Raw genomic sequence first — 17,746 nt, forward strand, 5'->3', positions numbered from 1 at the left:
TTCATGGGGCGGGGGGGCCACGGCGCGGTGGAGGCCGTCGAGCAGTCCGTCGCGGACGGTGCCCAAGGTGGGCAGCGCGTGGGGGACGGGACGCACCACGGGCAGCCGCGCGGTGTTCCACGCGAGCATCCCGCCACGCAGGTTCATCACGCGGGTGAAGCCCAGGGTGACCAGGCTGGAGGCCGCCTTCGCCGAGCGCGCCCCGGAGCGGCAGATCAGCACCACGTCCGTGTCACGCGGCCAGGCGTCGACGACGTCCGGCACCGTGGCCAGGGGGACGTGCCGGATGCCCGCGACGTGGCCCAGGATGCCGTCGAGCTCGGCGGCCTCACGCACGTCGACCAGCGTGAGCTCGGCGGGCAGGCACGCCGCGAGCTGTCCCACCTCCACGTCGCGGTAGCCCGCGGGATGGGGCGTGGCGGTGTCGCAGAGAGGATGCATGGGGGCTCCGCGTGACTTCAGGCTTGGAGGGAAGGTGAGGGCGGCGTGTGTCCGCAGGCCCGGTTGGCGGGGACGGCCACGTCCAGCTTCCGGGGAGGTGGGAGCTGGAGCGCGTTCATCAAGACGATGAAGTCCGCGCGCGTGCGTCCGGCCAGCCGGGGGTTGTGCTGCTTCTCCTCGCCCACCGTGGACATGGCGTGCCCGGCGTAGTCGTGGCCGGGGTAGACCGCCGTGTCGTCGGGCAGGGTGAAGAGGAGGCGGGTGATGGCGTCGTAGAGCTGGCCCGGGTCGCCGTTCTGGAAGTCCGTCCTTCCGGTGCCGCGGATGAGCAGCGCGTCTCCGGTGAAGAGGCGGCGCTCACAGAGGAAGCTCAGGCTGTCGTCGGTGTGGCCGGGCGTCTCGAGGACACGGACTTCGAGGCCGCCCACGCGCACGATGTCTCCATGGTTCACCGCCCGGTCCACGCAGGGCGCGCCGCGGCTGGAGGCCACCACGGTGGCGCCTGTCCGCTCGCGGAGCACACCCGCGCCGGTGACATGGTCGGCGTGGACGTGCGTCTCCAGCACCACGGACAACGTGAGGCCCAGCTCCCGGAGGAGCTTCAGGTCGCGCTCCGTCTGTTCCAGCACCGGGTCGATGAGCGCGGCGGCGCCCGTGGCCTCGTCGGCCAGGAGGTACGTATACGTCGAAGTGTCCGCGTCGAAGAGCTGGCGGAAGAGCATCGTTCGCCTCCGTCGGAGTGGGGTGCGAGGCCGTCATTGCCAGTGACGTGCCAACAGGCCGGGAGGGGCTCGTGTCGAGGGGATGGGGGCGCCGTCACCGCGGAAACGGACCCTGCGGGCAAGACGGCATGCTTCAAGCGCGCCGTCGTGAAACGCACCTGAAACAGGCGTGAAACGTCGTTTGAGGGCCATGCTCGTGGTGTTTCGTGGCCGACGCCCGCCCGTCGCTCAGCGCTCCGCCGTCGCACCCAGGTCGCGCAGGCGCCGCCACAGCGTCACGCGGCTGACGCCGAGCAGGCGCGCGGCCTCGGAGCGGTTTCCGCCTGCCTGGGCGAGCGCGGCGCGGAGCCGCTCCGGCTCCAGCGAGGCATCCGGAGGAGGCTTCGTCACGGGAGCGGCCTGCCGCTGCTCGGAGAACTCCGGTGGCAGGTCCGCCTCTCGGACCACCGGGCCTTCGCCAATGACATAGGCGTATTCCATCACGTTCCGCAGCTCGCGCACGTTGCCGGGCCAGGGGTGCTCCTCCAGCAAGCGGCGGGCACCAGGCGAGAAGCGCTCCACGCGGCGGGCGCCTCGCTGGTGCAGCTCCTCCAGGAACCGCAGGGCCAGTGGGAGGATGTCGCCTCGTCGCTCCCGCAGCGTGGGCAGGAAGAGTGGCACCACGCGCAGGCGGTACATCAAGTCCGCGCGGAAGCGTCCCGCCTCCACTTCGCGCCGCAGCGGCCGGTGCGTGGCGGCGATGATGCGCACGTCCACGGGCACGGGTTGGCGGCCTCCCACGGGGATGACGGTGCGCGTCTCCAGCACGCGCAGCATCTTCGCCTGGAGGTCCAGGGGCATCTCCGCCACCTCGTCCAGGAACAGCGAGCCCTTGTCCGCGAGCCGGAAATGTCCTGGGCTGTCGCGCACCGCGCCCGTGAAGGCGCCGCGCACATGGCCGAACAGCTCGCTCTCCAGCAGGTTGGGCGGCAGCGCCGCGCAGTTGATGGCGCGAAACGGCCCGCGCGCCCGTGCCGACAGCGCATGCAGCGCGTGCGCGATGTGCTCCTTGCCGGTGCCCGACTCCCCGCGAACGAGCACGCTGGACTCGGTGCGGGCCACCTTCTCGACGATGCGGAAGACGCGCCGCAGCTCGGGCGCCTGGGTCCACAGGCCGTGGAACAGCTCCGCGCGACCGTTCGTCTCTTCCGCCGCGTCAGGCGAGACGAGCAGGGCCCACCCGGATGCCCGAGGCCCTCGCGCCAGGGGGACGGCGCGCACCCTCACGGGCTTCGAGCGCCCACCCACGCGCAGGCGGGCGGAGGCCTCACGCCCGTTCTTCAGGAGGGCGTCCAGCGGCTCCGTGCCATCAGTGCGCCCCAGGACCTGCGCCAGCGGCGTCCCTGCGCGCAGCGTGCCGCCCAGCAGGGCTTCGAGCGCGGGCGTGAGCGCGGTCACCTTCCGCGCGTCGTCCACGAGCAGCACGGGGCCCGCGAGGGCATCCAGGGCGGGGAGCGCGAGGTGGGAGGTGGGCATCGTCGGTGCATAGCCCGGCTCCCGGCGTCTTATGCAAGGCCCCGCATCATGAATGCCCAGTAGAGGCGTGGCAGGCCGTACTTCTTCAGCAGCCACATGTCGCGCCGCTCCTGCATGGTGTCGATGAAGGGGATGGTGGGCGCGGGCTTGCCGTCGTAGTCGAACTCGGCGAGCAGCAGGCGCCCGTAACCGGTGGTGAGGGGGCAGGACGCGTAGCCGTCATACCGCGCGGGCAGGGGCTGGCCCTTCATGCAGGCCAGGAGGTTCTCCACCAGCACCGGCGCCTGCTTGCGGATGGCGGCGCCCGTTCGGCTGGTGGGCAGGTCCGACGCATCGCCGAGCGCGAAGACGTTCGGATGGTCCGGGTGCTGGAGCGTGTACTTGTCCGCCTTCACCCAGCCGGCATTCGGACCTTCCCGCCAGGACAGCGGGCTGCGCTTGATGAAGTCCGGCGCGCTCTGCGGCGGGGTGACGTGCAGCATGTCGTAGGCCAGGGTGAGGCGCTCCGTCTGCCCGTCGCGCGTGGCCTGGAAGGTGGCCTCGCGCCGCTCGCCGTCCACGGCGATGAGGTCATGCTGGAAGCGGGGCGTGATGCCGTAGCGGTGCACCACGCCCTCCAGCACGGAGGCGAAGGGCTTCACGCCGAAGATGGTCTTGGCTCCGGAGCCGAAGACGACGCTGGTGCGCTCCATCACGCCGGTGCGGCGGAAGTGGTCCGCGGCCAGGTACATGATTTTCTGCGGGGCCCCGGCGCACTTCACGGGCGTGGAGGGCTGGGTGAAGAGCGCGGTGCCGCCCTGGAAGTTCTGGAGCAGGCGCCACGTCTTGGGCGCGAGCTGGACGTCGTAGTTGCTGCTGACGTGCGGCGTCTTCAGCGCCTCGCGCAGGCCCGCGACCTTGTCCCAGTCGAGCTGGATGCCAGGGGCGACGACGAGGAAGTCGTAGCCCAGGCGCAGGCCCCCGCGGGTGAGGACCTCCCTCGCCTCCGGGTCTATCTCCGTGGCGGCGTCGCGCACCCACTTCACGCCGTGCGGGATGAGGCGGGACTCGTTGCGCACGGTGTCCTCGACGCGCGCCTCCCCGGCGCCCACCAGCGTCCACAGGGGTTGGTAGTAGTGGTGCTGGGAAGGCTCGAGGACGGCGACGCCCTTCTGCCCGGCGCGCGCCAGCCGGGCGGCCACCGAGATTCCGGCGGTGCCACCTCCGATGATGAGGACGCGATGGTGTTCGCGTACCGGCACCACCACGGGGCTGGACGGCGTCACCGAATCCCCGCGGTCGAAGTCCTCGCTCGTCTGCATGTCGCGCGCTCCCTTGTGACGCGTGAAACGGGCAGGAAGCCCTAGCAGGGCGCATGCCACACTCGTCCCCGAGGGCAGGCCCCGGGTGACGAGGTGAACATGTTGTTTCCCGACCGTTTCAGCGTGTTTCAGGGAGCGCGGGCCGCGGGCCCTACTTCCCGAAGAGGCCGCGCAGGCGCTTCTTCGCTTCGTCCTCGGCGCGCTTCTTGGCCTCGGCCTCCAGGCGCGCCTTCTCCTCGGCGGCCTTGGCCTCCAGCTCCTTGCGCTTGGCCTCGGCTTCGGCGCGAAGCTTGTCCTCGCCGCCTTCGATGATGCCCTGGACCTGCTGGCCGCGCTCGCCGCCAATCAGGTTGCCCGCCAGCGACGAGGCCGCCAGCTTCGCGATTTGCGTCACCGCTGGCTTCACGTCCAGGCTGGTGACCTCCGGCTTCCACGCGGGGCCCGTCAGCTTGAGGCCCACGGGGATGGCGGCCGGCGGCGTCACCTTGCCCAGCGTCAGCGTCTTCACCGTGGACGGCGTCAGCGACACGGAGCCCGTCAGGTCCAGCGAGCCATCCAGCCGGATGCCGCCGTCGAAGCTCAACTCCGCCTCCGGCCGCGCCCACGTCAGCGGCTTGGAGAGCTGGGCCACGCCGTCCTTGATTTGAACGCTGAAGGGCAGGTCACCGCCCAGCTTCGTCACCTGCTCGTTCTTCAGGCCCTTGGTCGCGATGGGCAGCGCCTTGGCGAGCGGCTCGGACACCGCGGCCACCAGGTCCTTGCCCAGCAGCTCGCCATCCAGCAGGTCGCCGTTGATGCCGCCGAGCAACGTCTGCTTGAGCTTGTCGGGCGTGTAGCCCACGCCCTTCACGTCCACGTTGCCGTTGAACTTGCCCGTCACGGCCTTCTGCGGCGTGAATTGCGTCAGCGCCTGCTCCACCGCGACGCCCTCCACCTTCACCTTCGCCTCGAAGGGGCGCTGCTCCGGCAGCGGGCCCAGGCGCATCGTGGTGCCGTCCGCGACGATGCGTCCGCCGTAGACGCCCGTGGAGAACTTCTCCACCGTGATGAGGTCGTCGGTCATCTTCACCACGCCCGTCACCTGGGTCATGGTCATCTCCATGTAGCGCAGCGTGCCCACCGCGAAGCGGATGTCGCCCCGGTAGCCGTTGAAGCGCGTCGGGTCATCCGACGGCGGCTCCTCCGGCGGCGGACCGCCGCGCGCCTGGACTTCCTCCTCGCTCATCATCAGCGCGTCCGCGTCCAGCTTCTGGCTCTTGAGGTCCGCGGAGAACGTCGTCGTCTGCTTCTTCCCCGCGCCCGCGAGCGCGAAGGACGCGCTGCCCGTCATCGTGTCCTCGAGCACGTTCGCGGTGAGCTTGGGGATGTCCACCTTCATGCCGGAGCCCTTGCCGGGCGCGTAGGTGCCCGCGGCGCTCAGATCCATCCGCTGTCCCGGGGCCTTGTCCACCAGCAGGCCGGGCCGCAGGTCGATGCCGCCCAGGTCCGCCTTCGCGTCGAAGCGCAGGGCGCCGCCGGTGGCCGCCGCGCCGGAGACCCGCGCGGAGAGCTTCATCGCGCCGCCCGCGTCCTTGGTGAGCTGGGCCGGCACGCGCAGCCGCACGGGCGTCAGGTCCACGTTGACGTCGATGGCCTGGGCGTCCTGCGTGCCGCTGCCGCGCACGTCCAGGCCGATGGGACCGGCAATCATCCCGTCGAGCTGCTTGCGCAGCGGCGGGTAGTACTCGGCGAGCGCGGCCGGGTCCAGGTTGCGGCCCGTCAGCTCGAAGCCCTCCACCGCGGGCTTGTCGGTCAGCAGGCCCTTCACGCTGCCCTTGCCGGTGATGCTCGCGGGGCCCAGGTCCACCTTCAGCTTGTTGAGCGCCAGGTCACCCGTGGTGATGTCGCCCGCGACGTCGGTGTCCATGACGACGTCCAGCGCCTTGCCGCCCTCGGAGCCGGTGAAGCTCAGGCCCAGGGCCTTGATGATGCCCACCAGCTTCGTGGGACCCTGGCCGCCGGGGACGGCGCCGCCCAGGTCCGCCTGCCAGTCCGCGTCCAGCGTGCCCGCCCGCAGGCCGATGTCCGGCGGCAGGAAGGGGCCCAGCGGGGCGAGGTCGATTTTCTGAGCCTTCAGCGTCACGCGCTCGGGCGTGGGGACCAGCGTGGCCGGCAGCGGCGCGGCGTGGAGGGACACCTGGAGGTTCTGGGTGTCCGCGAGCACGGCGGCGGCCAGGTTCACCACCAGCGGTTTGCCCACGCGGAGGTCCTTCACCTCGATGTCCAGGTCCTTCACGCCCAGCTCGCGGGCTTGTTCTCCGGCGCCGCGGTCCACGAAGCGGATGGCGCCGTCGGTGAGGGCCGCGCGCTCCACGTGGACGCCGGAGAGGTCCATGGGCTGGGACGCTTCAGCGGGAGCCTCCTCTTCCTTGGGCTGCTGTTCTTCCAGCCGCTGGAGCAGGCGCTGCACGTTGGTGGTGCCGTCGGCGAAGCGGACCAGGTTGACGGTGAGGCCGGAGACCTCGGCGTTCTTCACCTGGATGTCCTTGCCGCTGGAGGACAGGAGCGGGCCCGCGGCGACGCGGACGTCAATCAGGGCCAGCTGGGCCAGCGGCAGGTCTTCGCCTTCGGCGGGGCCGACGGTGACGTTCTCCACCTGGGCGCCAAGGGTGGGGAAGAGCTTGGTGGAGATGTCCCCGATTTCGATGGGACGTCCCAGGAGCTGGGAATAGGTGGCCGCCTGGTCGCGAGCCGTCTTCAGCAGGATGGCGTCCAGTCGCCAGAGCGCCACGGCCACGATGATGACGAGGATCGCGAAGACTCCTCCAAGGACATAGGGCCAACGGCGATTCTTCTTCACCACGGTGTCGGACATCGCTTGAAACCTCCTCCAGCGAGCGGGCCGCAGGCGCCGGCCTGTGCGGTACCCGACGGGCAGGCAGACGCTTAGCCCAGCCCAGGCTCGTCCGCACGCGTCAGACGCGCCAGCCCGCAGCGGGACAGCAGCATGACAGTTCTGCCCAAGACGACGCTGGAGGCGGGGAGAAATGCACGGAGGCGTACAAATCGAAGGACGGACGGCCGCTCTGGGAGCACGAAAAAAGGGGGCACCAGCCGGCTCCTGGTGCCCCCTGCCACTCGACAGTTCTCCGATGTGGGCATTCGGCGCCAGGAAGGGAAGGGGGCCAACGCCATCCCGGTTGGCCCCTGGGGCCGGCTGCGCCGAGGGCGGGCAGGCGCTTAGTGTTGCACGGCGAGGATGCGCCAACCTCGCGTGTCGACGGCATAGAGCGCGCCCATGTCATTGGGGACTGCCTGAGCGCCGCAGGCCTGGGGCGACAGGACGATGCTGACCAGGACGACGCCCTCCTGGTAGGGGGCCGCATAGACGTCGTACGACTCGCGCCGGTACAGGCACTCCCTGCCAGGGTGAGACGGGGTCGGCGCCTTCTTGTCCCAGGGATAGAAGTCCTCCATGGCGAGCTGGATGGCTCGTGCCATGTCACCTGGAATGCTGCGCAGCCCTTCTTCGGGAATGCCCGTGGGAGGAAATGCGAAACGAGCAGCTTCTTCCGGTGGCGCGTGGACAGGGCGTGGTGGGCGCTGGAAGAGCGCGCACGCGGGAAGTGCCAGGAGGAGGAACGGCAGCCACCGGGTCATGAAGTCTCCTGCTCAGTCCAGTCCGCCAACGGGGGTCACGATGCCTGCGGCCTTGTTGTTTGGCTTGATGATTCCAATGAGGACCCAGCGTTTCCCTCGCCGGGAGTAGACCTCGCCAGGTGCATCGGGCCTGTCCAGGTAGGGGATGATCTTCTGGATCTGGCAGGCCGAATCAAACTGGATCTTCAAGAAGTAGAGCTGGTTGGCCGCCATCTTGTCCTGTTGGGACAGCGGCGAGGGGAACCAGGGGTGGCTGTGGAAGTCTGCGAGAATCGGTGTGACCCGGGCCTCTGGGTCGACGACGCGGCGGACCGGGAAGCAGGACTTCTGCTTCGTCTCTCCGCGTAGCTGAGGCTCTCCCAACGGTGAGGGATGCGTGGTGCGGTAGATGCCATCCCCCCGTGAGTAGATGACGCCGCAGTACTCCTGTCCGAAGTCCCTGGCGGTGGCCCTGTCCAGGCGCATGATGGCCGGACAGAGCTGGTCGATGACCTCGTCCGGGTCGCTCGAAGCCTGGACTTCGGGCCACGGCCCCCTGGCCCAGACATAGCCAGAGTCGATGCTCATGAACCCGTAGGACTCGGTCTCCTGGGAGTGCCGCAGGTTGCCGGAGCAGCTCAGTGCCAGCGCCAGCACTGCCCCACCGGCAATCCTGCCCGTTTCCCGGTTCCATCGCCGCCAGCCGGACCGGTGCGAACAGTGGATGGTCATGCCCGGCGCACGTAGTGGGCCGCCGGGGGCGATGTCCAGTGCCGTGGCCTTCTCGGAGCGAGCCTGGATTTGGAGAAGGGGCCTGGCGCCTACCGCTCAGAGCCCGCCGTTGCCGCTCATGTCACACATGCCCGCCGGCCGGATGCGCAGCGCGCGCAGCTCGCGGCCGTAGTCGGTGTTGTCGCTGGCGACGAAGTAGAGGTCCCACCCCGAGCGCACGAAGTTGTTCGGATCCGAGTGCATGGCCCCCGGCGCGATGCCCTGCACCTCGAACACCCCCGGCTCGCGGGTGTCGCTCACCCACGCCTCCCGGCCTCCGGCCTCCGTGTGGGCGCTGAAGAAGAGGTACTCCTCCACAGCCGTCAGCTCCGCGGGCTCCGAGCCCAACGCGCCCACGGCGATGTCGGCGTGCAGCTGCGTCCCCGCGCTCGTCCCGTCGCTGCTCCACAGCTCGCGGCCGTGCACCCCGTCATCCGCGACGAAGAAGAGCCGGTCCTTCACCACCGTGAGGTTCGTCGGCTGCGACGGCACCGGGCCCGGGTAGATGTCCTTCACCCGCATCGTGCCGGACGTCGTGCCGTCGCTGCGCCACAGCTCGAAGTCCACCCCCCCGGCTCCAGTCGCCGCGCTCAGGAAGAGCTTGTTCTTGTAAGCGACCATCCCCAGCGGCGCGCCGATGAACGTGTACACGTAGCGCGCCCAGCTCGATGTGCCGTTGGTGACGTAGAGCCGCGTCTGCGGCGCATCGAAGTTCCAGGTGAAGAACAGCTTGTCCCCCACCGGCGTCAGGTCGCCCAGCATGTTCTCCTCCGTCCCGTCCACCAGCCGCACGAAGCTGGCGCCATCGGTCCGGTACAACTGCACCCGGCTCGACTGGCGGTCGGTCGGTGAGAAGATGTTCACCTTGACGTAGAGGGCGTTCGTCCCCGCCACCAGCTCGAAGTGGCTGGAGACCAGGTCTCCCTCCGTGCTGAAGTCACGCAAGAGGAAGGTTCCCTCCTCCGTGCCGTCGCTGCGCCACAGCTCGCGGCCATGCACGCCATCGTTCGCCGTGAAGTACAGCACGCCGTCGTAGAAGGTCAGGTGCTCCGGGTCCGAGCCCAGCCCTCCCGGCGAGATGTCCTTCACCAGCACCGTGCCCGCGGTGGTGCCATCCGTCTTCCAGAGTTCGCGGCCATGCACGCCGTTCTTCGCCGCGAAGTACGTCGTCGTCCCGCCCTGGACGAAGGGGCCCGCGTCCGAGCTCGGGCCTTCGGAGTACACGTCCCGGAGCGGATGCGTCCCCGAAGCCACACCCGAGCTTATCCAGGGCTCACGGCCCCACACGCCATCCGTGGCGGAGAAGAGGAGGACCTCGTTGCCGTGGGTGAGGTCCCGCGGATGGGAGTGCCCCGCGCCCGGGATGATGTCCCGCACGAGCCGGGCCGTCGTGTCGCACAGGTCCCAGCCGGAGGCCGCACCCAGGCGCGCGGTGTCTTCAGGGCTGGCGGCGGCTGCCACCTCCCCGTGCTCCTGGCGAACCGGGGAGGGTTCTTCGACGCCGCATCCGAGGGTGGCGATGCCTGAAACGGCGGACAACAGCAAAGGAAGGCTTTGTGCGCGAAGACGCATACTCACTCCTTGTTGCGGTGGCTGGCTGCGGTGGGGTGCCGCGGTCGCGCAATCTGGCTGGGATGTGACGAAACCCAAGCCGTCCGCGAGTCGGTCCAGGGCTGTCATTGCGTGACAGTCGCCCTCCGCGGGCGCCTCGGCGTACGAGACCGGGGACCTTCAGCCGACAACCCGGCCGAGCGCTGTTCGACGAAGAAGCATCCAGAGCGCGCTTCCCGCTTTCCGAACCGCCGTCCCATTACGAGACTCGACGCGCCATGCGCATTCGCTCCGCATTCGTCCTGTTGGCCTGTGTCTCCGCTTGCGCTTCGCGCTCGGGGGCCGGGCCGGAGTCTTCCTCGGCCATGCCCACCGCTTCCGTCTCCGCCGCGGATGCCGACTATGTCGTCCTCGCGCGCGAGTACCTGGATTGGTATGCGGCGGCGCATCCCACCCGGGCCACGCGGCTCGGCTATCACATGCATGACGCCCACCTGCCGGACGTCTCTTCGGGCGCGCTGAAGCGCAAGGCGGAGGCGCTGCGCGGCTGGCTGACGCGCCTGGAGCAGGTGGTGGCGCGCGGCGGCCTGTCGGGAGACGCGGCCGTGGACGTGCGCGTGCTGGAGAACGCGATGCGCGCCGACCTGCTGGAGCTGGAGGAGGTGCGCCCCTGGGAGCGCGACCCGGGCTTCTACGTGGGCATCATCTCCAGCGGGTTGGACGGCCTGTCGTCACGCGAGTTCGCCCCCGTGGCCGAGCGCATGCGCGCCATGCGCTCCCGGATGGCGCGCATCCCTGGCGTGCTCGACGCGGCGCAGTTCAACCTGAGCGGCGTGCCGAAGCTGTGGGCGGAGTACGCGCTGCGCGACGCGCGCGGCACCGTGGCGTACCTGCGCACGGACCTGCCCCGGGCCCTGACGGCGCAGGGGTATGCCCAGGTGCCGCTGAGCGAGCGCGCCGCCTTCTCCGCCGCGCGCGAGGAGGCCGCGCGGCAGATGGAAGCCTTCGCGGTGTGGCTGGAGCGCGAGCTGCTGCCCAAGGCGGACGGCGACTTCCGCCTGGGGCGCGAGCGCTTCGAGAAGAAGCTGGCGCTGGAGGAGCACGTCACGCTGGACGCGGACGCGCTGCGCGACATCAACGAGCGCGCCATCCGCGACTACAAGGCCTGGGTGGCGCGCGAGGCCGCCCGGTTGGACGCCACCAAGACGCCCGAGCAGGTGATGGCGGAGCTGGTGAAGGACCACCCGAAGGCGGAGGAGCTGGTGGCGTCGGCGAAGGCGCAGTTGGTGGAGTTGCAGCGCTTCGTGCGCGAGCGGAACATCCTCACGCTGCCGTCGGACCGGCTGCCCGTGGTGCGGGAGACGCCGCCCTACGCGCGGCTGGGCTTCGCGTCCATGGACACCCCCGGCCCCTTCGAGACGAAGGCCACCGAGGCCTTCTACAACATCACCAACGTGGAGCCCGGCTGGACGCCCGAGCAGAAGGCCCAGCACCTGACGTACTTCAACCGCGCGGGCCTGCTGGGCATCACCGTCCACGAGGCCATGCCCGGCCACTTCGTGCAGCTGCTCTACGGCGCGCGGATTCCCACGGACGTGCGCAAGGTCTTCACCCCCGCGTCACTGGTGGAGGGCTGGGCGCACTACTCCGAGCAGATGATGGTGGATGAAGGCCTGGGCAATGGTGACCCGGCCGTGCGGCTGGGACAGCTCCGCCGCGCGCTCCAGCGGCACGCGCGCTGGTACGCGGCGCTGGCGCTGCACGTGTACGGAGAGCCCGTGGAGGCGGTGGCGAAGCGGTACGCGGAGATTGCGTATTTCGAGCCCTTCCCCGCACTGCGCGAGGTGGAGCGCGGCACGCTCGACCCCACGTACCTGTATTACGCCGTGGGGCGCATGCAGATCTTCAAGCTGCGCGACGACTACCGCCGCCACCTGGAGTCGCGCGGGAAGACGCTGGTGCTGAAGGACTTTCACGACCGGCTCCTCCAGCTCGGGCTGCCGGTGTCGCTCGCGCGGGAGGTGTTCCTGCCGGGCGACACGGCGCCGTCGCTGGAGTGAGCCGCGGACTACAGCTCGATGACCCGGGGTGTCTCCTCCTGCCCCACCTGCGAGCGGGAGGCGAGCCCCTGGAGGTTGAAGCCGTTGGGCGCGTGCACGGCGCCCGCGGTGTTCGGGTCCAGGTAGAGGCTCACCGGAGCGGCGAGCCCGTCGTACGTCACCTCGAAGACCTCCAGCTCGGTGGGCGCGCCGGTGCCGCAGCAGGGGCCCACGCGGCGCCAGGCGATGCGCTGGCCCTGGGGGCCTCGCAGCAGCTCCAGGAAGGCCATCATCCCCCGGTCACCCCAGCCGACGCGGACCGGGTCCTGGGGGTGGAAGCCGTACTCCACCCCCTCGACTCGCGGCGCCGTGGCGCGGGGCTCAGGCACCGCGGACTTGTTGGTTGATGCACACGCAGCCAGGAAGAGCATCCCGGCACAAGCGGCTCGAAGCAGCGACATTCCGACCCTCCCCACCACCACCACCGTCCCGCGGGGAAGATGTGGCCGGGTGGCGCTCCGTGCATCCCGGTAGCGGGGCCGGCCGTTCACCGGCGGACGTTGACCGCGCCCGGCGTCACTTCTTCTTCGGCGCCGTCCCCGACATGTCGCGGATGAAGACGCGGTCGATGCCGTGGATGCGCAGGGCCACCAGCTCGTCCGGAGTGACGTTGGGGTAGCCCGCCTCGCGCATCTGCTTCACGAAGTCGGGTGTGACGCCGTGGATGCGGAAGGCCAGAATCTGGTCCTGGGTGAGGTCCTTGAAGCCCAGCTCGCGCATCTGCTTCACGAAGTCGGGCGTGACGCGGTGGATGCGGAAGGCGATGACGTCATCCGCGTCCGTGCCCTGGAAGCCCAGCTCGCGCATCTGCTTCACGAAGTCGGGCGTGACGCCGTGGATGCTCATGGCCGTCAGTTGATTCCAGGGCAGCTTCGCGAAGCCGACGCCGGAGAACTCCTTCACGCGCTGGAGCGTGACGCGGTGGATGCGGCCCTCGACCAGTTCCTTGAACGACAGCCCGGCGTAGCCCGCGTCGGACAGGCCGCGCACGTACTCGGGCGTCACGTCGAAGATGCCCGCCTGGATGAGCTCCTCCATGCTGAGCTGCTTGTAGCCCAGCGCGGCCAGGGCCTGGATTCGCGCGGTCGTGACGTTGGTCGCCGCGAGCTGGAACTGCGCCTCGGGCGTGATGTCCGAGTAGCCCAGCGTGGCCATCTTCTTGAGGAAGTCGCTGCTGGCATCGAAGCGGAAGTGGCCCGCGCCCTGGCCTTCCTGGAACTGGCCTTCGAAGCGGAAGGTGCCGGCCTCGCGCGGCAGGGTGAAGGTGGTGGCGCCGTCCGTGGTGGACAGTCCCTGGAAGGACGCCAGGGGTTCCGTGAAGCCCGTGTTGCGGTGCGGGCCCTGGCGGAGCTGGAGGTTCAGGGTGGATGGGGCGCTGCTATTGGGCGAGGCCGACCAGGTGCCGCGAGGCTCGAAGGTGGAAGAGGCCGCGACGGCGGAGGTGGCCATCAACAACAGGGCCACGAGGGACAGGCGTGACGACATGAGACGCATGGTGGGCTCCTTCGGGTAGACCCCTCCCGTGCGGCGCGCGTCGGATGGGACGTGCGCCGAGCGGGGGGGGAAGCGAGATGGGTTGGGTGATGGGGCGCGGGACGAACGGCTTACTTCGAGCCGGTGCCGCGCATCTTCCGGATGAAGTCCGCGTCCACGCCGCCGGTGCGCAGCCGCACCAGTTCGTCGACGGAGAGGTCCTTCAGGCCTGCGTCGTGGAGCTCACCCAGGAAGTGGGCGTCCACGCCAGTGGCGCGCAGCCGCTGGAGCTCCTTCGTATCCATCGTCTGCACGCCCGCCTTGCGAATGCCGGCGAGCCAGCCCGGGTCCACGCCCACGGCGCGAAGCTGCATCAGCTCCCGGGCCTTCAGCTTCGACAGGCCGTGCTTGTTCATCTCCCGGATGTACTCGGGGTTCACGCCCACGGCGCGCAGGTGGGCGAGCTCCTCCAGCGACATGCGGGTGTAGCCAGCGTCCTTGATGCCGCGGACGAAGTCCTCGTCCACGCCCACGGCGCGCGCGTGGGACAGGGCCTTCGGGTCATCGACGTTGAAGCCCGCGGACTTGAGGGACTGGATGTACTCGGGCGTGACGCCCAGGTGCCGCAGGCGCGTCAGTTCCTTCGCTTCCAGCTTCCGGCCGAAGCGCGTGTTCATGTCCTGGACGTAGTCGGGGGTGATGCCGGCGTGGCTCATCCTCACGAGGTTGGAGACGGTCGGCGTGTAGCCCAGGGCCGTCAGTTGCTGCACGCGCTCCGGGGTGATGCCCGCGTTCTTGAGCGCGATGAGCTGCGCCACGGAGAGCTGCTGCCCCGCGCCGACTCGCGTCTGCTGGTCCAACTCACGCTGGGCGCGCGAACCCAGGCTCCGCGCCGGAGGCGCAGGTGGCGGGGTGGGGCCCGGGGCTGACTGGACCGCCACGGCCGCGACACTGGCCGGAGGAGCGGGAGGCGCCGGGGGCGCGGGCGGTGCCGCGGGCGTGGGCGCGGGCGGCATCGGCGGGGTGAGCGAGAGCGCCGGGATGGGCGGAGGCTGGATGAGGACGGGCTCGTCGCCCGGCTGCGGCGCGGCGTCCGTCTGTCCCAGCAGGAGCGACGTCAGCGGCGCGGCCACGGCCAGGCTGCTGACCAGGGTGAGCACGGAGGCGCCCGCCGCCCAGCGCGAGGCGCAGCGCGACGTGGGCAGGGTGATGAGCCGCCGCACGCGCTCCGGCAACGAGCCGCCCAGCGCGGACATGGCGGGGCTCGGCGCTCCCGGCAGCACGCGGAGCGTCTCGAGCGCCGTCAGCGCCCGGGCGTAGGAGACGGAGTTGCCGCTGGCGGCCACCGCGACGTCGTCACAGCAGTGCTCCCGCTCGACGCGGATGACGTGGGAAATCCAGCGGACCGCCGGGTGGAAGAAGAGCAGCGTCTCCACCAGCACCTGCGCCAGGTTCACCGCGAAGTCATGACGGCGGATGTGGGCCAGCTCATGGGCCAGCACCATCTCCAGCTGCCGAGCGGGAAGGCCCGCCAGGGTGGACACGGGCAGGAGCACCACGGGCGACAGCCAGCCCACCGCGGCGGGCACGTCCACGTCGGAGGACTGGAGCAGCCGCACCGCGCGGCGCAGGCCCAGGCGCCGCGACAGGGCGTCCAGCCGCTCCTGCCACGCCTCGGGCGCGGGCAGGGCCCGGTCCGCCAGCCGGCGCAGCTTCATCCACTCCGCCGCCATCCGCCCCGAGCACAGGCCCACGCCCGCCACCCACGCCAACACCAGCCAGTGCAGGTGCGCTTCCACCTGGGACAGCGCGCGTTGCAGCAGCAGGCCAGCCATGACCAGGAAAGCGCCCAGGCCCGTCAGCAGCGTGCTTTCGAAGCCGCTCGCGGCGCCGTCCTCGGCCATGTCCGCGTCAATCCACGCGGGCGACGCCGCGACGGGCGCCACTCGCCAGGCGGGCCGCGCCGCCTGCGCCACTGTCTCCTCCAGGCGCAGCGCTCCCAGCGCAGAGGGCAGGGACTGCGCGCGCGGCACGGAGGTGTCCACCGCCACTCGCGCGGGCGCGCCGTGGAAGTGCTTCCACCCGGAGGCCACCGGCAACGCGAGCGCGAGCACCAGCGCTCCACAGGCCAGCGCGTAACGCGCATGCGCCGCGCGCCGCCCCACCGTGATGAGCGCCACCGCCAGCGTCAGCGCCACCAGCGTGCCCTGCCAGAGCGAGTGCAGCAGCGCCCACCCCAGGGACTCCATCAGCAGCCGGCTCATTCCTCGCCTCCTTCCAGGGTGTCGAGCAGCCGGCGCAGCTCCGCCAGCTCCTCGGGACGCGTCTTCTTCGACGACAAGGCCTGCATCGCCAGCCGCGCCGGAGAGCCACCGAAGGCGCGGTCCACCAGGTCCGTCACCAGCTGCCGCTGGGTGCGCTGCTCCGTGGCCCGGGGCCGGTACACGTGCGCGCGCTGGGACTCATCACGCTCCACCAACCCCTTCTCCGTCATGATTTGCATCAGCTTCAACACCGTCGTGTACCCGGTGCCCTCCGGCTCATCTCGGGTGAGGGCTTCGTGCACCTCGCGCACCGTGCTGTCGCCACGCGCCCAGAGGACCCGCAGGATGGCCAGCTCCCCATCCGTGGGACGCGGCAGCTTCGTCTCACTCATGACGCTTCCTTCCATGACTCGATTGCCTGGACGCATATTACGAACGGATTCGTAGATGTCAACGAAGCCCTTCGTAGTTGCGGTCCGTCAAAAGCCCCCTGCCTCTGGGTGAGGGAGGGGGCTTGGGGGGATTCAGGCGGGTGCCTGGCCGTCAGCTCTCCTGTCGCGTCGCGGGCTCTGGCGGCGTCTGGGCGGCGGCCTGGTTCTCCCAGAAGCGGCGGGGGTGGCCGTCACCGCGGGTGCCGCCGGAGAGCCGGTCCACCCAGGGATACCGCTGGGCCTCCTCGGCCGTGTAGCCCAGGTTGAAGACGGTGGGGCTCTTGGGCTTGTCACCCGACTTCTCGTAGAAGGTCCCGAAGAGGCGGTCCCAGAAGTAGTTGGTGATGCCGTAGTTGCCCTGCTCGTTGTGGAAGTGGTGCGACAGGTGCAGCCGCTTGATGTCCTTCAGGAACTGGGACTTGGGCGTGTAGTTCAGGTGCTGGATGCAGTGGCAGAACTCATAGAAGCACGTAATCACCATGGCCCAGCCCAGCGCGGCGGCGGCGCCCGCCTTGCCGCCAATGAGATAGCCAATGGGGGCAATCACGCCGCCCACGGTGGGGAGCACGTTGGCCAGCGCGCCGAAGAGCACGCGCAGGTCGTTCGGGTCCTGGTGGTGGTCGAAGTGGATGCGCTTCCACGTCGCCGCGGTGAGGGGTGATTTGTAGAGGAAGCGGCTGTGCAGGATGTGCTTGTGCACCAGGTACCAGCCGAAGGGGAACGCCACGCTCGCGGCGAGCATCGCCAGCAGCATGCGCAGCGGGTTCTCGAACCACTTCACGGCCAGGACCAGGCTGATGATGCCCACGGTGATGTAGGCCACCACCGCGTAGTAGGTGAAGAACGAGTAGATGAGGTCGCCCAGCGTCATCCGGTCCAGGTTGTGCTTGCGGTTCTTCAGGAACGAAAAGGGTGCGCTGACTGCCACGGTATCCTCGCAGGGAGCCGCTGCCCCCCATGGAGGCAGACGAAGCAGGAGTGTGTGCGCGCCGTACCCGCCGGCCACGGGGCTTACGGCGGTGCTGTCAGTACCAGGGGCCCTTCAAATTGCCGCATCCTGAAGGGCGCCCCATAGCGTTTTCCTGGAGCAGGTGAGAAGCAACCCTGCTGAATGAACAGGCGGTGTGTTGCCTGCCTGCCCAGAAGCCGGCCCAGGCACGGGCTTCCTTCGCGTCCGATAGCAGCCCACTTTCCTGGAGGCCAGGATGACTTTCCGGGAGGCGCGGATGGCGGAGCACGAAGGACAGCAGACACCCAGGACGAAGGTCCGCAGGCGCAGGACACCGACTCCCAAGGCCGTGCGCACTAATGAACGGAATGCCGGGTCCGACCGAGGCAGCATCGCCCTGCGCCGCACGGCGTCCGAGTACCGGGCCACGGCGGAGGAGCAGGCGGCGCGCGTGCGTGAGGAAATCGAGGCGGCGCTGGTCCAGGCCCGCAGCACCCGCGAGGCCATTGAGCAGCGCATCGCGGATCAACTGCACGCGCCGCCGGTGAGCCACACGCCCCCGCCGCGGCGCAAGCGCGCCACCCGGGCGTCCCGGAAGAAGTAGCGCGTCG

The 17,746-nt window shown here is 69.9% G+C and carries 15 protein-coding genes; 2 read left to right on the top strand and 13 right to left on the bottom strand.

The annotated features are described in order from the left end of the window. The 8 genes from FL344_RS09495 to FL344_RS09530 all read right to left on the bottom strand — a co-directional run. Window positions 1–441, bottom strand: a 441-nt coding sequence (locus tag FL344_RS09495) for a rhodanese-like domain-containing protein (protein WP_141618286.1), incomplete at its 3' end; no start/stop codon positions are given. A 17-nt stretch (window positions 442–458) separates the two neighbouring features. Continuing rightward, complete coding sequence (locus tag FL344_RS09500) at window positions 459–1,163, bottom strand: MBL fold metallo-hydrolase (protein WP_141618287.1); 705 nt, start codon at window positions 1,161–1,163, stop codon at window positions 459–461. A 228-nt stretch (window positions 1,164–1,391) separates the two neighbouring features. After that, window positions 1,392–2,678, bottom strand: coding sequence for a sigma-54-dependent Fis family transcriptional regulator (locus FL344_RS09505; protein WP_141618288.1), 1,287 nt, complete (start codon window positions 2,676–2,678; stop codon window positions 1,392–1,394). 29 nt (window positions 2,679–2,707) lie between these two features. Next, window positions 2,708–3,979, bottom strand: a complete 1,272-nt coding sequence (locus FL344_RS09510; protein WP_141618289.1) for an FAD/NAD(P)-binding oxidoreductase — start codon at window positions 3,977–3,979, stop codon at window positions 2,708–2,710. A 151-nt stretch (window positions 3,980–4,130) separates the two neighbouring features. Next, window positions 4,131–6,833, bottom strand: coding sequence for an AsmA family protein (locus tag FL344_RS09515; RefSeq protein WP_141618290.1), 2,703 nt, complete (start codon window positions 6,831–6,833; stop codon window positions 4,131–4,133). Window positions 6,834–7,198: 365 nt separating this feature from the next. After that, complete coding sequence (locus FL344_RS09520; RefSeq protein WP_141618291.1) at window positions 7,199–7,618, bottom strand: hypothetical protein; 420 nt, start codon at window positions 7,616–7,618, stop codon at window positions 7,199–7,201. A gap of 12 nt (window positions 7,619–7,630) precedes the next feature. After that, window positions 7,631–8,329 carry a hypothetical protein gene (locus tag FL344_RS09525; protein WP_141618292.1) on the bottom strand — a complete coding sequence of 233 codons (699 nt, stop codon included), beginning with the start codon at window positions 8,327–8,329 and terminating at the stop codon, window positions 7,631–7,633. 96 nt (window positions 8,330–8,425) lie between these two features. Then, complete coding sequence (locus FL344_RS09530; RefSeq protein ID WP_228564902.1) at window positions 8,426–9,829, bottom strand: ELWxxDGT repeat protein; 1,404 nt, start codon at window positions 9,827–9,829, stop codon at window positions 8,426–8,428. A 455-nt stretch (window positions 9,830–10,284) separates the two neighbouring features. On the opposite strand from FL344_RS09530, the gene FL344_RS09535 reads away from it, so the two are divergent. After that, the gene (locus FL344_RS09535; protein ID WP_228557581.1) at window positions 10,285–11,979 is read left to right on the top strand and encodes a DUF885 domain-containing protein; all 1,695 of its coding nucleotides are present in this window, start codon (window positions 10,285–10,287) and stop codon (window positions 11,977–11,979) included. Between the two features lie 8 nt (window positions 11,980–11,987). Here the strand turns inward: FL344_RS09535 and FL344_RS09540 are convergent, their stop codons facing one another. The 5 genes from FL344_RS09540 to FL344_RS09560 form a co-directional block, all read right to left on the bottom strand. Next, window positions 11,988–12,419, bottom strand: coding sequence for a fibril protein (locus tag FL344_RS09540; RefSeq protein ID WP_228564903.1), 432 nt, complete (start codon window positions 12,417–12,419; stop codon window positions 11,988–11,990). A gap of 115 nt (window positions 12,420–12,534) precedes the next feature. Beyond that, window positions 12,535–13,512, bottom strand: a complete 978-nt coding sequence (locus tag FL344_RS09545; RefSeq protein WP_141618295.1) for a 4-hydroxy-3-methylbut-2-enyl diphosphate reductase — start codon at window positions 13,510–13,512, stop codon at window positions 12,535–12,537. A 110-nt stretch (window positions 13,513–13,622) separates the two neighbouring features. Further along, window positions 13,623–15,755 (bottom strand): M56 family metallopeptidase, encoded by a 2,133-nt coding sequence (locus FL344_RS09550; protein WP_141618296.1) that lies wholly within the window; start codon window positions 15,753–15,755, stop codon window positions 13,623–13,625. After that, the gene (locus FL344_RS09555; protein WP_026113917.1) at window positions 15,752–16,147 is read right to left on the bottom strand and encodes a BlaI/MecI/CopY family transcriptional regulator; all 396 of its coding nucleotides are present in this window, start codon (window positions 16,145–16,147) and stop codon (window positions 15,752–15,754) included. Before FL344_RS09555 ends, FL344_RS09550 begins: the two co-directional genes overlap by 4 nt. 151 nt (window positions 16,148–16,298) lie before the next feature. After that, window positions 16,299–17,114 carry a sterol desaturase family protein gene (locus tag FL344_RS09560; protein ID WP_090490988.1) on the bottom strand — a complete coding sequence of 272 codons (816 nt, stop codon included), beginning with the start codon at window positions 17,112–17,114 and terminating at the stop codon, window positions 16,299–16,301. Window positions 17,115–17,391: 277 nt separating this feature from the next. On the opposite strand from FL344_RS09560, the gene FL344_RS09565 reads away from it, so the two are divergent. After that, window positions 17,392–17,739: a hypothetical protein gene (locus FL344_RS09565; protein ID WP_141588415.1), complete on the top strand. Its 348-nt coding sequence runs from the start codon at window positions 17,392–17,394 to the stop codon at window positions 17,737–17,739. Window positions 17,740–17,746: the final 7 nt, after the last annotated feature.

Source organism: Myxococcus sp. AB036A (assembly GCF_006547355.1).
Taxonomy (GTDB): domain Bacteria; phylum Myxococcota; class Myxococcia; order Myxococcales; family Myxococcaceae; genus Myxococcus; species Myxococcus virescens.

What these genes read in the sequence shown, in the direction of transcription:
- FL344_RS09500 (WP_141618287.1), bottom strand. Translation starts at nt 1,163, where the DNA reads ATGCTCTTCCGCCAGCTCTTCGACGCGGACACTTCGACGTATACGTAC.
- FL344_RS09505 (WP_141618288.1), bottom strand. Translation starts at nt 2,678, where the DNA reads ATGCCCACCTCCCACCTCGCGCTCCCCGCCCTGGATGCCCTCGCGGGC.
- FL344_RS09510 (WP_141618289.1), bottom strand. Translation starts at nt 3,979, where the DNA reads ATGCAGACGAGCGAGGACTTCGACCGCGGGGATTCGGTGACGCCGTCC.
- FL344_RS09515 (WP_141618290.1), bottom strand. Translation starts at nt 6,833, where the DNA reads ATGTCCGACACCGTGGTGAAGAAGAATCGCCGTTGGCCCTATGTCCTT.
- FL344_RS09520 (WP_141618291.1), bottom strand. Translation starts at nt 7,618, where the DNA reads ATGACCCGGTGGCTGCCGTTCCTCCTCCTGGCACTTCCCGCGTGCGCG.
- FL344_RS09525 (WP_141618292.1), bottom strand. Translation starts at nt 8,329, where the DNA reads ATGACCATCCACTGTTCGCACCGGTCCGGCTGGCGGCGATGGAACCGG.
- FL344_RS09535 (WP_228557581.1), top strand. Translation starts at nt 10,285, where the DNA reads ATGCCCACCGCTTCCGTCTCCGCCGCGGATGCCGACTATGTCGTCCTC.
- FL344_RS09540 (WP_228564903.1), bottom strand. Translation starts at nt 12,419, where the DNA reads ATGTCGCTGCTTCGAGCCGCTTGTGCCGGGATGCTCTTCCTGGCTGCG.
- FL344_RS09545 (WP_141618295.1), bottom strand. Translation starts at nt 13,512, where the DNA reads ATGCGTCTCATGTCGTCACGCCTGTCCCTCGTGGCCCTGTTGTTGATG.
- FL344_RS09550 (WP_141618296.1), bottom strand. Translation starts at nt 15,755, where the DNA reads ATGAGCCGGCTGCTGATGGAGTCCCTGGGGTGGGCGCTGCTGCACTCG.
- FL344_RS09555 (WP_026113917.1), bottom strand. Translation starts at nt 16,147, where the DNA reads ATGAGTGAGACGAAGCTGCCGCGTCCCACGGATGGGGAGCTGGCCATC.
- FL344_RS09565 (WP_141588415.1), top strand. Translation starts at nt 17,392, where the DNA reads ATGACTTTCCGGGAGGCGCGGATGGCGGAGCACGAAGGACAGCAGACA.